The organism is Parazoarcus sp. PS-13 R2A (assembly GCF_057621855.1).
The window spans coordinates 1-13517 of sequence record NZ_JBYEXN010000040.1 but is presented as its reverse complement, the minus strand read 5'-3'; the positions used below and the strand labels follow the sequence as shown (position 1 = coordinate 13517).

Annotated in this window: 12 protein-coding genes; 6 read left to right on the top strand and 6 right to left on the bottom strand. The window is 64.1% G+C overall.

Translation table 11 applies throughout. The features are described from left to right. The 6 genes from AC22G6_RS21375 to AC22G6_RS21350 form a co-directional block, all read left to right on the top strand. Positions 1–194: hypothetical protein (locus tag AC22G6_RS21375; protein ID WP_487368450.1), on the top strand; the 194-nt coding region annotated here is incomplete at its 5' end. A 21-nt stretch (positions 195–215) separates the two neighbouring features. Further along, entirely contained in the window at positions 216–1208 is a 993-nt protein-coding gene (locus tag AC22G6_RS21370) for a sulfurtransferase (RefSeq protein WP_487368449.1), read from the top strand. Positions 1209–1221: 13 nt separating this feature from the next. Next, positions 1222–2397 (top strand): YeeE/YedE family protein, encoded by a 1176-nt coding sequence (locus tag AC22G6_RS21365; RefSeq protein WP_487368448.1) that lies wholly within the window; start codon positions 1222–1224, stop codon positions 2395–2397. Positions 2398–2407: 10 nt separating this feature from the next. Next, positions 2408–2575 carry a hypothetical protein gene (locus tag AC22G6_RS21360; RefSeq protein ID WP_487368447.1) on the top strand — a complete coding sequence of 56 codons (168 nt, stop codon included), beginning with the start codon at positions 2408–2410 and terminating at the stop codon, positions 2573–2575. Positions 2576–3049: 474 nt separating this feature from the next. Beyond that, positions 3050–4381 (top strand): sigma-54 dependent transcriptional regulator, encoded by a 1332-nt coding sequence (locus AC22G6_RS21355; RefSeq protein ID WP_108949000.1) that lies wholly within the window; start codon positions 3050–3052, stop codon positions 4379–4381. Positions 4382–4424: 43 nt separating this feature from the next. After that, positions 4425–5723, top strand: coding sequence for an acetate kinase (locus AC22G6_RS21350; protein ID WP_108948999.1), 1299 nt, complete (start codon positions 4425–4427; stop codon positions 5721–5723). A gap of 85 nt (positions 5724–5808) precedes the next feature. Here the strand turns inward: AC22G6_RS21350 and AC22G6_RS21345 are convergent, their stop codons facing one another. From AC22G6_RS21345 to AC22G6_RS21320, 6 genes are all read right to left on the bottom strand, one after another. Beyond that, on the bottom strand, positions 5809–6903 hold the full coding sequence (locus AC22G6_RS21345; protein WP_487368446.1) for a hypothetical protein: 1095 nt from the start codon (positions 6901–6903) through the stop codon (positions 5809–5811). 12 nt (positions 6904–6915) lie between these two features. Then, the gene (locus AC22G6_RS21340) at positions 6916–7617 is read right to left on the bottom strand and encodes a C39 family peptidase (protein ID WP_487368445.1); all 702 of its coding nucleotides are present in this window, start codon (positions 7615–7617) and stop codon (positions 6916–6918) included. 12 nt (positions 7618–7629) lie between these two features. Further along, positions 7630–8004: a hypothetical protein gene (locus AC22G6_RS21335; RefSeq protein ID WP_199915247.1), complete on the bottom strand. Its 375-nt coding sequence runs from the start codon at positions 8002–8004 to the stop codon at positions 7630–7632. Between the two features lie 73 nt (positions 8005–8077). Continuing rightward, on the bottom strand, positions 8078–9748 hold the full coding sequence (locus AC22G6_RS21330; RefSeq protein WP_487368444.1) for a hypothetical protein: 1671 nt from the start codon (positions 9746–9748) through the stop codon (positions 8078–8080). 422 nt (positions 9749–10170) lie between these two features. Then, positions 10171–11976 carry an SLC13 family permease gene (locus AC22G6_RS21325; protein WP_487368443.1) on the bottom strand — a complete coding sequence of 602 codons (1806 nt, stop codon included), beginning with the start codon at positions 11974–11976 and terminating at the stop codon, positions 10171–10173. 134 nt (positions 11977–12110) lie between these two features. Next, positions 12111–13484, bottom strand: coding sequence for an 8-oxoguanine deaminase (locus AC22G6_RS21320; protein ID WP_487368442.1), 1374 nt, complete (start codon positions 13482–13484; stop codon positions 12111–12113). Between the last annotated feature and the right edge of the window lie 33 nt (positions 13485–13517).

The window sequence follows — 13517 nt, the reverse complement described above, 5'->3', positions numbered from 1 at the left end:
TTCAACGGGGTCAGAGTCGTTTGAAACTTTCAAACGACTCTGACCCCTTTGGTTTTCAAAGAACGATTGGTTATATACAGCTGCCCTCACTGTGCTTCAGTCGCGCGTTCGTCTTTCGTAAGATCCATGCATCAGAAACGCGCCACGAAACGCAGGCTTTATACGCCTTGCGTCATGGCGCGTTTTCCGTCTGATTTTCATGGATCGATATCGTCATGCTCAAAACCCTTGTTGTTTCTCTCGCCCTTGCCACCGGCGGCCTGCTGGTTGCTGCCCCTGCCGCAGCCAACCCGGTTGCCCCCGTTGCAAACGTCGCTGCGCCGAGGGTGGCTGCGGCGCCTTCGCCGCTGCTGACGCCCGCCGAGCTCAAGGCCCTGGTTGCCCAGCCCGGTGTGCGTGTGCTCGACATCCGTGCTGACAAGGACTACGCCAGCGGTCACATCCCCGGTGCGGTGAACACGCCTTACGGAAAGTACCGTGGCCCGAAGGAAAACCCCGGGCAGTTGCCCACCGAAGCAGCACTCAGCACCTTGCTGCAGAGCGCTGGCGTGAGCGCCGACACCCATGTCGTGGTCGTTCACGGCGGCACCGATCACACCGATTTCGGCGCAGCAGCGCGTGTGTACTGGACGCTGAAAGTCGGCGGCCTGACCCGCCTGTCCATTCTCGACGGCGGCACCAAGGCCTGGAAGGCCGCCGGCGGTGCGCTTGAAACCGCAGCGCCGGCCGTCAGCCCCAGCCAGTTCAGCTATCGCTATGATCAGGATCAGATCGTGACGCGCGAAGAGCTGGCTGCGGCGATCAAGTCGGGTTCCGCACCGCTGCTGGTCGACGCCCGTCCGCAGAAATTCTTTGGTGGCGAAGCGCGTGCCGATGCGTCCGCTCGCTACGGCACGCTGCCGGGCGCGTCGTCCTTCGACAATGCGCAGTTCTTCCCCAAGGACGGCACCACGCTGAAGTCGGGCAGCGAGCTCAAGGCGCTGGTGCAGCGTTCCGGTGCGGCCGATGCGCCTGCCGTGTCCTTCTGCAACACCGGGCACTGGGCTGCGACCAACTGGTTCGTGATGTCCGAGATCGCCGGCAACAAGCAGGTGAAGCTCTATCCCGAGTCGATCGTCGAATGGAGCAAGGCTGAACTGCCGATGGACAACCAGCCCTCGCGCATCTCCGCGTTGGTGCAGGACGTGAAGCGCAGCTTCAGCAACTGATACGGACAGGGCAATGCGCTGGTTTACTCGTTTTGTACTGATCCTGATCGGGCTGAGCGGTGTGCTGGCGGTGACGCTCGCTACCGGCATCCGTCAGGGTCTGCTCACCCTGCTTGGCATCGGCTTTGGCGCCGTGCTGCAGGGTGCGCGCTTCGGTTTCACCACCGGGTGGCGTGATTTCATCGAGCACCGCAACCCCCAGGGGCTGTGGGCGCAGATGCTGCTGCTGGTGCTGGCGGCCGCGCTGACGCTGCCGCTGATCGCGGGTAGCGGGGGCGAGCTGGTGGGGGCCGTTGCACCGCTGACCATCAGCCTGGTGCTGGGTGCCTTCCTGTTCGGCGCAGCCATGCAGCTGGCAGACGGATGCGGTTCCGGCACGCTGTACAAGGCAGGGGCGGGTGCGCCGCTGTCCTTTGCCGTGCTCCCCACCTTCGCCATCGGCAGCTTTGTCGGTGCGTCTCACCAGCCGGGCTGGATTGAGCTCGGTGGGCTGCCGGCCATCGACCTGCTGCAGTACGGCTGGCCGACTGCGCTCGCGGTCACGGTGATCGGCTGCGGCATGGTCGCGGCGCTGGCCGGGCGCGCGGCCCGTCGTCCCGCGCACGGTAATCCGGCGGCCGAGGTGCAGCAGCTTGCGCGTTCGGCGGTGGCGAGCTTTGTTGCCGCGCCGGCGTCATCGTCCGCAAATGCTGCGAGTGGCTGGGCGCGTCGGTGGTGGATCGGTGCGGTGCTGCTTGCCGCGCTCTACCTCATCCACATGGTGGTCGCCGGCCAGCCCTGGGGCATCGTCTACGGCATCGGCATCTGGGGTGCAAAGCTGGTCTCCGTGTTCGGCTGGAGCCCGGTGGGCGATCCCTTCTGGGGTGTCGCACCGCATGCGGCGCGACTGGCCGAGCCGGTGCTGGCCGACGTGACCTCGGTCACCAACCTTGGCCTGATCTTCGGTGCGCTTGCTGCATCGCGCTGGAACGGCCCGGCAAGTTTCAGCATGCCCTCGGGCAAGCGCCTGCTTGCCGCCTGTGTGGCGGGGCTGGTGATGGGCTACAGCTCGCGCATGGCCTTCGGTTGCAACGTTGGCGCCTATCTCGGCGGCATCGCCTCGGCCAGCGTGCATGGCTGGGTGTGGTTTGCGCTGGCCTTTGCGGGGTCGATTCTGGGTGTGCGCATCCGCAAGCGCGTCGCTGCCTGAGGAGACTGACATGGACAGCAAGAAACTCTTTCGTGCCGGCACGGCGGTGCTCTGGCTTGCAGTGCTCGCGCTTGTGGCGCTGGATACGATGAGTACCGGCGGCATACGCGTCGAACCGCCACCGATTGCGCTCGGTAGCGGGCAAGCTGCATCGGGCGGACACTGCTCGGGACGCTGACGAGTAAGCGGGTATGGCGGACGCCGTATCCGCTTTTCTATTACTTAAAGTGGCAGATACATTTTTTCAATCTGTTTTTGACGAGTCATTAAAACCTTGCTTGTGTGGCAAGAGGGCCCTTGACATTTTAAAAAAACGTAAAAAGTACGTATGTTTTCATTTTGTCAATACCATGAATTAGTGGTTTGATTACTTGATTAAAGTATTGGTTTTTAAGACGTTTACTTTGATCTCACGTGAGTGCAAACGGTTGGACATAATCACGTTGATGCGCGCAATATCTGGGTGCTATAAGTAAACGCAGACATCGGTACAAAAGACCACAAGAAACCTTGAACACCGGTGTTGGATGGAGACAGAGGAGGGTTCCACTCGTTGCCCTATGCGGGGATGCCGCATTTGTGACAGCGAGCGTCTTGATATGCACACTTGACTGTCTTCCCGCAGAACTTGACTGATCTGGGGCAGAGGCCTATGGCTCGACGCAAAGGGTTGTTGCTGGATCGTGCTGGTTTGGTAAGCGCGGCCCTTGATGGTTTGCAGTTGTCGGGATGGTCGTTCGAAGTTGCGCCAACCCTGGCGTGTGCCCGCGAGTTATTGACGGGCGGCGAATTTTCAGTCGGTCTGGTTGCGTTCGACGCGGCGGACTCCTGGCCCTTGCGCGAGCTTGAGGGGCTGTTGTCACGCTACGACGTCGAGTGGATTGCCGTTCTCGATCGCAGCCTGCTCGACAGCGAGGTGCTTGCCCAGCTGCTCCGGCGCAATTTCAACGATTTCCACTCACTTCCACTCGAGCACGATCGCCTGCGGATGACGCTCGGCCATGCCCATGGCAAGGCCAGCCTGTTCGAAAAGGTCACGCCGCAGGAGGATGATGAAGGTCGCTTCGGCATGACCGGGCGCAGCGCCAAGATGCTCAAGCTCTACCGGCAGATCGACAAGATCGTCGCTGTCGATGCGCCCGTCCTGATCGGTGGGGAGTCCGGCACCGGAAAGGAGCTGGTTGCTTCGGCCATTCATCGGCATTCGGCCCGCGCCTCCAAACCCTTCGTCGCGATGAACTGCGGCGGGATTCCCGCGTCCCTGATTCACTCCGAACTGTTCGGCTACGAGCGCGGGGCCTTCACCGGCGCGCATCAGCGCAAGATCGGCACCATCGAGGCCGCCAACGGAGGCGTGCTCTTCCTCGACGAGATCGGCGACCTCCCGCTCGACCTCCAGGCCAGCCTGCTGCGCTTCCTGCAGGAAAAAACCATCGTGCGCGTCGGCGGCACCGAGCGCCTGAAGATGAACGTGCGCGTGATTGCCGCGACCCATGTCGATCTCGACCGGGCGGTGGCCGAAGGCCGTTTTCGCGAGGACCTGTTCTATCGCCTCAACGTCCTGCACCTGGTGGTGCCGGCGCTGCGTGAGCGCAAGGACGACATCGAACTGCTCGCCCAGGTCATCTATGACCGCAACCAGGACCTGCGCAGCCACCAGGTCAGGGGCTTCAGCACCGAAGCCATTCACGCGATGGCTGCCTACGACTGGCCGGGCAACGTGAGAGAGCTCATCAATCGCGTGCAGCACGCCATGATCATGAGCGAGAACCGCTTCATCAGCGCTGCAGATCTCGGGCTCACTGCGGCCGAGGCCGAGGCACCGGAGCCCACACTGGACGAGGTGCGGAACACCGTCGAGCGCGAAATGATCGAGACCAGTCTCAAGCGCTACCAGAACAATGTGTCCGCGACCGCCCGACAGCTCGGGGTGTCGCGCGTCACGCTCTACCGGATGATCGATCGACTGAAAATTATCGTGTAGCCGATGGCGGTGACGGGCACCGCGACTTTGCTGGGAGGAGACCATGAAGAATAAGCCGACACGGATTGCCCTGGCCCTGGGGCAGGGCTTCGCAGGCATCATGCTGTTAGCACTGCCGGGACTGGGCGCGGCCGCGGATACGGAGGCAGGGGGCGCAGACATGCTGCGGATGAAGCAGCAGATCACCGAGCAGAATGCGGAGATCGACGCCCTCAAGGCCAATCTCGCCCGTCAGGAAGCCGCGCTGTCCGAGTTGCGCCGATCGCTCGGGTTTGAAGAGGTTCGCGGGCGTGGGCCGGACACCGTGCCTGCTGCTGAGGCCAACGTCCCGGCGACCATGGCCCAGCGCGGCGGGCAGCAGCCCGTGGGTCAGGCCCCCGACCCGTCACGCGACACGCGGTCGCGCGAGATCGCGCCGATCTTCGAGACCCCCGGCGTGCTCACTGCGCCGGGGAAGTGGGTGCTCGAGCCGTCGCTGCAGTATGCCTACTCGTCCAGCAACCGCATCGCGCTGGTCGGCTACACCGTGATTCCTGCCATCCTGATCGGCCTGATCGACGTGCGCGAGGTCAAGCGCAACACCTTCACCGCCGCGCTCACCGTCCGGCGCGGGATCACCAACCGCTTCGAGCTCGAGGCCAAGCTGCCCTGGGTCTATCGTTCCGACACCAGCATCAGCCGCGAGATTGCGTCCGGCACTGCGGTCGACAGCGTGTTCGACGCCGACGGCAGCGGCATCGGCGACGTCGAACTGACCGGTCGTTACCAGCTCAACGATGGCGGTGGCGACAGCCCGTACTACATCGCCTCGCTGCGCTTCAAGACGCGCACCGGCAAGGACCCCTTCGAGGTCAAGACCAACTACACGCTGCCTGGCGGACGCGGCACCGGCCTGCAAAGCGAGCTGCCCACGGGTTCCGGCTTCTACACCCTCACGCCGGGGCTGACGGTGCTGATTCCCTCCGATCCCGCAGTGTTCTTCGGCGGCATCAGCTATCAGCACAGCTTCAAGCGCAGCAACGTGAAGGCAAACACCGACGGCGGCGACATCCTGGTTGGCGACGTTGCGCCGGGCGGGGTGATCGGCTTCAACTTCGGCATGGGGCTTGCCCTCAACGACCGTTCGTCCTTCAGCATCGGCTACGACCACCAGTCGGTGGGCAAGGTCAAGATCAATGGCAGCACCGCGCCGGGTTCGGTTCGGGTGCAACTCGGCACCCTGCTGCTGGGCTACTCCCACCGCCTGAACTCCGGCAATACGGTCAATCTCTCGCTCGGTGTCGGCGTCACCAACGACACCCCCGATCTGCAACTCACCCTGCGCATGCCAATCACGCTCTAGATCAGGCTGCAAAGAAAAGGACAGGCAGTGCCACCCTGCACTGCCTGTCTTTTTTGCTTTGTGCCGTGTGCGCGACGGCCGCGTTTCAGCGCAGCAGGGACTGCACCATCATGTCGCGCATCGAGCTGTTCATCTGCGCGCTGCGCAGCATCTCCACGCTATTGACCGACGCATTGATCGTGGTCACCGCGCGGATGTTCTGATTGTCGAGCGAGTTCTGGATCACCGTGGCCAGCGCGTTGTTGTTCAGGCCGCTGGCGATGAACGCGTTGTTCGGACCATTCTGGATCACGGCCAGTGTGCTGCCTTCGGGCAGTCCGCGTCCGGTCATGTTGCCCAGATCGGCAAGATTGACGCTGGTCACGCTGCTGAGTACGCCATTCACATACACCGCGCGCTCGATGCCGAACGACACCCTCAGCCCCGACGGTGTCTCGAAGCCGCCACGCAGCTTGTCGAGCCGGTTCTCATCAACGGCCGGCGCCTCCGCAAGCCGGATCGCGCGACGCAGTACCAGCGTCTCGGGTGAGGGGCGATGGATGGTGCGATCAGCCTTCTCCGCTTTCATCAGCGGTGGGATGGCGACCGGCAGCTCGCCGGCGGTCCTGTCCTCCACCACCGAGGCGACGGCGACCGGCACCGACGCCGGGGGCGGGGGAGCCAAGCCTGCTGCGGTCGGCGCCGGCACGGCTGCGATTCTGCCAGCCTCATCGCCACGTGCCAGCCCGCCGCGTGCGTTCAGCTTCCCTTGCTCAGGCGTCGCTGCAGCCAGGGGCAAGGGCGTGTCGCCGTAGCGGTCGAGCACCTCACGCGGGGTGAGAATGCTCGCTTCAACGACCTCTGCCATTGCCCGGACGGGGCGGATCGTCGCCTCCACGACAGGCGCAGCGCGCGCGACGGCGCGGCCCTGGTTGCAGGTGGGGGTATCGTCCAGCGGCCAGTCGGCCAGTGCCAGCAACTCTGCCGGCGGAACTTCGTGTCTGCTGCAGTTTGCCGGATGAAAGCCCTGTCGCGTGGCAACGCTCGTCACGTCCATGATGCTGGTGACGCCGTCGCCGGCCATTACTGAAGAAAGCTCTTCTTCCTCGCCCAGCGCCTGTGCAAGGTTTGCGCACAAGGCAGTGAGCGTGGCGACCGTCGTGATCAGGGCCGAGGTGCGTCCGTTCATTGAATTCTTCATGGCGCGGTGTCCTCAGTAATCCCAGGGGCCGCGACGAAGCAACTGCACGTCTGCCATGTTGCGGTCGAGACCGCGTGCAATCGGCGCGCTTGGCTGCACGCGCCAGTCGGATTCGTCGTTGAAGCGGGCCATGCCGACACGGTTACGTACAACCAGCAGGATGCTGTTGACCCATATTTTCTCGAACGCCTGGCGCTTCATCACGCGCGTGCCGAGCGCCGGGTCGCCCAGAAGCACCTTGCCATCGCGCACGCCCTTGATGACAACGAAGTGTGCGTAACCGTTCTCCTGTATCAGTGCAATGGCGGGCACGGAGGCCGACGCCAGCTGATCGAGCGTTGCCTCCACCCCCTCGGCGCGATAGCCGAGATGATCGAGGTAGCGCTTCATGTCAAGCATCGAAAACCCCTCACGCCGGATCTTCTCCTGGTTGCCGTGTTCGTACATGACCTCGAACACTCTGGATTCGCCAACCGTTTGATCATAGTGGTGGGTGAGGAGGGTGGCGACCGCCGCCGAGCCGCAACTGAAGTCGTACTGCTGGCGCAGGGTCGACAGAAAACGTGCTTCCTTCAGGCTGACGGTGGGCACCGTCAGCTGGCCGCCCATCGGAGCGTGAAATCTCAGCTGGTCGGAGAAGGCCGTCGTGGCGGCAAGTGATTGCACTATCGCCACGACGATCAAAAGGCCTGAACGGAGCACGATGCGTTTCATCGTCATGCTCCTTTACTTCACCTCGACATTGAGGATGACTGCGTTCTGGATCAGCACACCATTACCGCTGTTCTGAATGAACATCGGCATGCCGGATGCGCCTGCAAGCGCACCGTCCGAAACAATGTTGTGGCCGGTGATGACGTTGTGCGATTCCACCTCGCTGACGTTGCCAACAGCGCGAATCTCGCTCAGATGCAGATCCGAGCCGCCCCGCTGGTTCTCCAGCACGCTCTCGTCAAGGGGGGCGCTTCCAAGACCGATCGAATCGTTGCGCGTCTCGTCGGTGACGGTCGGCACGAATACTTCTGCGTGCACCGAGGCAGGCGAGCTGCATGTCACAGCCAGTGCAATGCCCAGGGCGATCATGGACAGATGGGGTCTCATGGTCAGCCTCCTATGCTGCATATCGTGCATGGATGCCGGGTGCTGGACGAGCCACCCGGCATCGTTTTCAGGCTTACCTGAGGGTCAGGTTGGCCTGGACGTTGGCACTCTGCTGCACCAGCGAACCAATCCCGGTGTTCTGGGAATTGAGGATGATGCCAGCACCGTTGGTGAAGCTGCCGCTGATGGAGTTGGACAGGTTGAAGTGTCCCGCATCCACCGTCACCGCACCGCCAGCACCACCAGCGCCGCCGTTACCGCCCTGGCCAGCACCACCGGTTGCCGCACCTGCGGTCACCGTGCCGCCAGCACCGCCAGCACCACCGCTACCGCCCTGGCCGGAGCCGCCAGCACCGCCAGCACCGCCGGTCGCTGCACCGCCACTCGCGCTGCCACTGGTGGCTGCACCGCCGTCACCGCCAGCACCGCCGGTGTTGGAGGCCATTCCGCCTGCGCCACCGTTGGCCGAGCTGTTACCCGAGGTCGCCGTGGCGCTCGAACTCGCCGCACCGCCGGTCGAGGTGTTGGTACCCGCCGTCGCGGTTGCTGCGCCTGCCGTGGCCGTTGCGCCGCCGGACGTGGCTGCACCGCCAGTCGCCGTGCCTGCACCAGCCGTGGCCGTCGCGGTTTGCGTGCTGGTACCGCCGCTTGCGGTCGCTGCGCCGGACGTGCCGCCGGTCGAGGTTGCTGCGCCGGACGTGCCGCCAGAACCGCTGGTCGAGGTGGCACGGTTGGCTACGTCAGCCGGGTCGTTGCCCTCGCCACGTGTCCGGGCGGTGCCATCAGCAGCCTTGGCCCAGGAGCTTCCTGCGTCTGCAGAGCCCGAATCGGCCCCGCTGCCGCCGGCCTTGCTGCTGGCCATTGCGCCGCCTGCATAGCCCTTGTCGGACGCCATGCCGTTGCCGCCGCTACCCGATGCGCTGCCCGAAGAGGCGCTGTCCTTGGCATAGGCCTTGCCGCCGGATGCCGTCGCGCCACCGACCTTGCCCATGGCGTTGCCACCTGTCGCGGAGTCGTTTGCGCGTGCGTTACCTGTCGTTGCCGAGGCTTCGCCACCGTTGCCGCCCGTGGCGTTCTTCGCCAGGCCGCCGTCGCCACCGCTGCCGCCTTTCACATAGCCGGAGTCGGCGTTGCCCGCTGTTGCACTGCCGCCGGAGGCGCCATCACCGCCATTGCCGCCATAGGCCTTGCCGCCGTCGGCACCGTTGGCACCCCTGGCATTGCCGCCAGTCGCGCTGCCGCCGTCGCCGCCGTAAGCCTTGCCACCGTCGCCGCCATTGACGCTACCCATGTTCATTGCGTGGTTGCCCAAGCCATGAACCTGGATCTTGGTGACCATGCCGTCGAGCTTCGTCATCGCGATCGCCTTCGTCGTATTGAAGGAGTCGGTCATCGCCGAAGAGGCTGTCGCGCCATTGACCGCGGCCGCATTGCCGTAGTCCTTGGCCATCGCCATGCCATTGGTGCTGTTGTCCGAATTGTTACTGTTGTCGGAGTTATTGCTGTTGTCCGAGTTGTTGCTGTTATCGGAGTTGTTGCTGCTGTCCGTGAACGTGCTGCTGTCCCATTTCGCTGTCGCGTACTCATTCGCCTGTGGGCCGGTGCCGCCTTGCGTCGACGTCGCCGTAGCCGTCTGCGTGTTTGAGTCAGTTGCTTCATTGACCGTATTGGTCGGGTTGGCCATGGCCTGCGTGGCAAATCCGAACGCCAGTGCGATTGCACCTGATAGCAGACTGAGTTTCATGATTTCCTCCTCTGAGCCGTTTGAGGGCGGGGCAAGAGGTCCCACCTCGGGTTCATCATCAGCAGCTCTCGTGCCATCCTCTTCAAGTGGCTGAGATATATGGAGGTTTTGCGAAAATTCGGGTGAGAATCGCGGCGCGGACAGGCGTGATCTGTACAGGTTTGTTACAGACTCAGGGGGCGCCGGTCCGTGATTCGTATCCTGATGGCATTCAAACGCGGCCTGAGGCCCGTACGAGCGGCGAATGCGGCTTTGAAACCGGATGTGTACCAGCTCTGATACGGTGCAGGGGCGGGTACAGCGTGCGGCTGCGACTCCAGCCCCCGCGCGTGGCGGGATGTGGCGGAAGTGCAAGGCGCGCTGAGGCAGGGGCACACGAAGGGTGCCTGCTGCCTTAGATCAGGGTGTCGGGGAACGCGGGCTCAGACCCGTGCCAGCGGCCAGAAGAGCGGAATCAGCACCGTCGCACTGATCCACACGATGAGGTTGAGCGGCACGCCGAGCCGGGCGAAGTCGGTGAAGCGGTAGTTGCCGGCGTTATACACGAGGGTGTTGGTCTGGTAGCCGATCGGGGTGGCAAAGCTCGCGCTGGCTGCAAACATCACGCCCACCACGAAGGGCCGCGGATCGACGCCGATATGCTCCGCGATGCCGATCACGATGGGTGTAAACAGCACCGCTACCGCGTTGTTGCTGATGAACTCGGTCGCGATCGAGGTGATCAGGATCACCAGTGACAGCATCATCCACGGCGGCAGGTCGCCGCCGATATTGACCAGACTGCCGGCGAGCAGCTTGTCCAGTCCGGAGTCGCGCATGGCGATGCTCATCGCCAGCATGCCGAAGATCAGCACCAGAATCGGCCATTCAATCGACTTGTAGGCTTCGTCCGCGCGCAGACAGCCGGTGGCTACCACGATCACCGCACCGATGATGGCCAGGCCTTCGATCGGCATCACGTTGAAGGCGGCAAGCGCCATCACGCCGACGATGGTGGCGAGCGCGATCGGCGCCTTGCGATGGTTGTTGACCGGCGCCTTGCCGTCGGTAATCGCGAACAGGTCGCCGTTCTCGCAGAAGCGCTTGATCTGGGCCGGCGTGCCCTCGACCAGCAGCACGTCGCCGAACTGCAGCTGGAAGTCGTCGCCAATGTCGGCAATCGAGGCGTTCTTGCGATGCACCGCGATCAGGTGAATGCCGTAGCGTGCGGCCAGGTCAAGATCTCGAATCGGGCGCAGCACATAGCGCGAGGTCTGGCCTACGATCGCCTCCACCATCACCACCCCGCGCCGGCGCAGGGTCTCGAGGTCGTGCGGGTCGGCGCCCTGAGCCTGCAGGCCGATCAGGTCGGTGCTGCTGCGCAGGTCCATCATCGCGCTGCTGCGGCTGTGAACCACGACGCGGTCGCCCACCATCAGCGTGGTGTCGGGGGAGGGCGACGAGATCTCTTCGTCGCCGCGAAACAGGTTGAGCACCTTGATCACGCCGTTCGACAGGCGCGCATCCTTGAGCGTACGTCCGGCCAGGCGCGAGCCTTCGGGTACGAAGAGTTCGGTCATGAACAGGCGGTCGCCGCTGCCGGTAAACTGCTGCGTCAGGGTTTCGCGAACCGGCAGCAGGCGCGGGGCAAACCACAGCATGAAGGCACAGCCGAGCAGCGCCAGCATGATTGCCGCCGGGCTGATCTCGAACATGCGGAAGGGTGCGAGCCCGTGGCTGCGTGCCACACCATCGACCAGGATGTTGGTCGAGGTGCCGACCATGGTGATCATGCCGCCCAGAATCGTTGCGTACGACAGCGGAATCAGCAGGCGGGATGGCGCCACACCGTAACGGCTGCCCATTGCGATCACCGCCGGAATCATCACCATCACCACCGGCGTGTTGTTGATGAAGGGCGATACGAACAGCCCCACCGCGATCATCGCCAGCAGGAGACGGCGCTCGCTGTTTCCCGCCATCGAGCCGATCCACTCACCCATGCGGTCCACGCAGCCGGTCTTGCTCAGTGCGCCGCTGATGATGAACAGGCAGGCAATCGTGATCGGGGCGCTGTTGCTGAACACGCCGAGCACCTGCCTGGGGTCGAGCAGCCCGATCGCCATCAGCAAGGCCACCGCGCCCATCACCGCCACGTCGGGCTTGAGCCACTCGCGTGCGAAGCAGGCAAACAGGGCGATCAGCACGAGGCCGACAATCAGGGCGTGGTAAGTCTCGGGGACCTGCATGGTGCGGTTCTTCTGCGCGACGGATTTCTGATCGCGCTAAATTACCGCACTGCGGAAAGACTTCAAAAGAATAAAAAGTTTAGTTTATATGCCTGCGGGGGCTATCGATCTCGGCCTGCCGTCGGTCGACCCGTCTAGCCTTCGAGCAGCACGCGGGCCATGCGGTTGTGCATCTCGGTCAGGCGCTGAGTATCGAGGGTCAGCAATTCGCCGTCGCGCACGACCTGGCGGCCGTTGATGATGCTGTGCCGGACGCCGGCAGGCGCGGCAAAGAGCAGGGCGGCAAGCGGGTCGTGCAGGGCACCGGCGTGGGCGATGCCGCCGACGTCGAAGACCGCGAGGTCGGCACACATGCCGGGTGCCAGGTGGCCGATGTCACGGCGTCCGAGGGCGGCAGCACCGCCGCGGGTGGCAACCTCCAGCGCCTGGCGCGCGCTCAGTGCGGCGGGGTCGCCGCTGCCGTCGCCGGTGTCGCGCACCCTGGCCAGCAGCATCGCCATGCGTGCTTCCAGCAGCAGGTGGCCGGCGTCGTTCGAGGCCGAGCCATCCACCCCCAGGCCCACGGGCACGCCGGCGTCGATCATCTTGCGGATGGGAGCGATGCCGGAGCCCAGACGCATGTTGGACGAGGGGCAGTGCGCCACCCCGGTGCGGGTGCGGGCGAAGAGGTCGATGCCGTGATCGTCCAGGCACACACAGTGCGCATGCCACACGCCTTCGCCGGTCCAGCCCAGGTCTTCGGCGTACTGAGCCGGGGTGCGGCCGAAACGCTCGCGGCTGTAGGCCACGTCGCCAACCGTCTCGGCCAGGTGGGTGTGCAGGCCAACACCGTAGTGGCGGGCCATGACCGCGGATTCGCGCATCAGATCCTGCGACACCGAAAACGGCGAACATGGCGCCAGCGCGATCTTGAGCATGGCCCCGTCTGCCGGGTCGTGCCACGCCTCGATCAGACGCTGGGAGTCCTTCAGGATGGCGGATTCGTGCTCCACCACGCGGTCGGGCGGCAGGCCACCCTTGGATTCACCCACGCTCATCGAACCCCGGCAGGCATGAAAGCGCATGCCGATCTCCGCGGCAGCCTCGATCGAGTCGTCCAGCGTGCAGCCGTTCGGATAGATGTAGAGGTGGTCCGACGCGGTCGTGCACCCGGACATGATCAGCTCGGTCATCGCCGTCTGCGTCGATACCCGGATCATCGCCGGGGTGAGCCTCGCCCAGATCGGGTACAGGCGCTTGAGCCAGCCGAACAGCTCGCAATCCTGCGCACCGGGCACTGCGCGGGTCAGGGTCTGGTACATGTGATGGTGCGTGTTCACCAGGCCCGGCGTCACCACGCAACCGCTGGCGTCGATGATCTCGTCCGCGGTGTCGGGCGCGTCCCCGGCTTCGCCCAGCGCCTCGATCCGGTTGCCACGAATCAGCACCCAGCCATTCCCGATCTCGCGACGCTGGTCGTCCATGGTGGCAAGGAGGAGGGCGTTTCGAATCAGCAGGCTACGGCTCATGGCAGGGCTCCATATCGGTTTGCAATCAAAGGG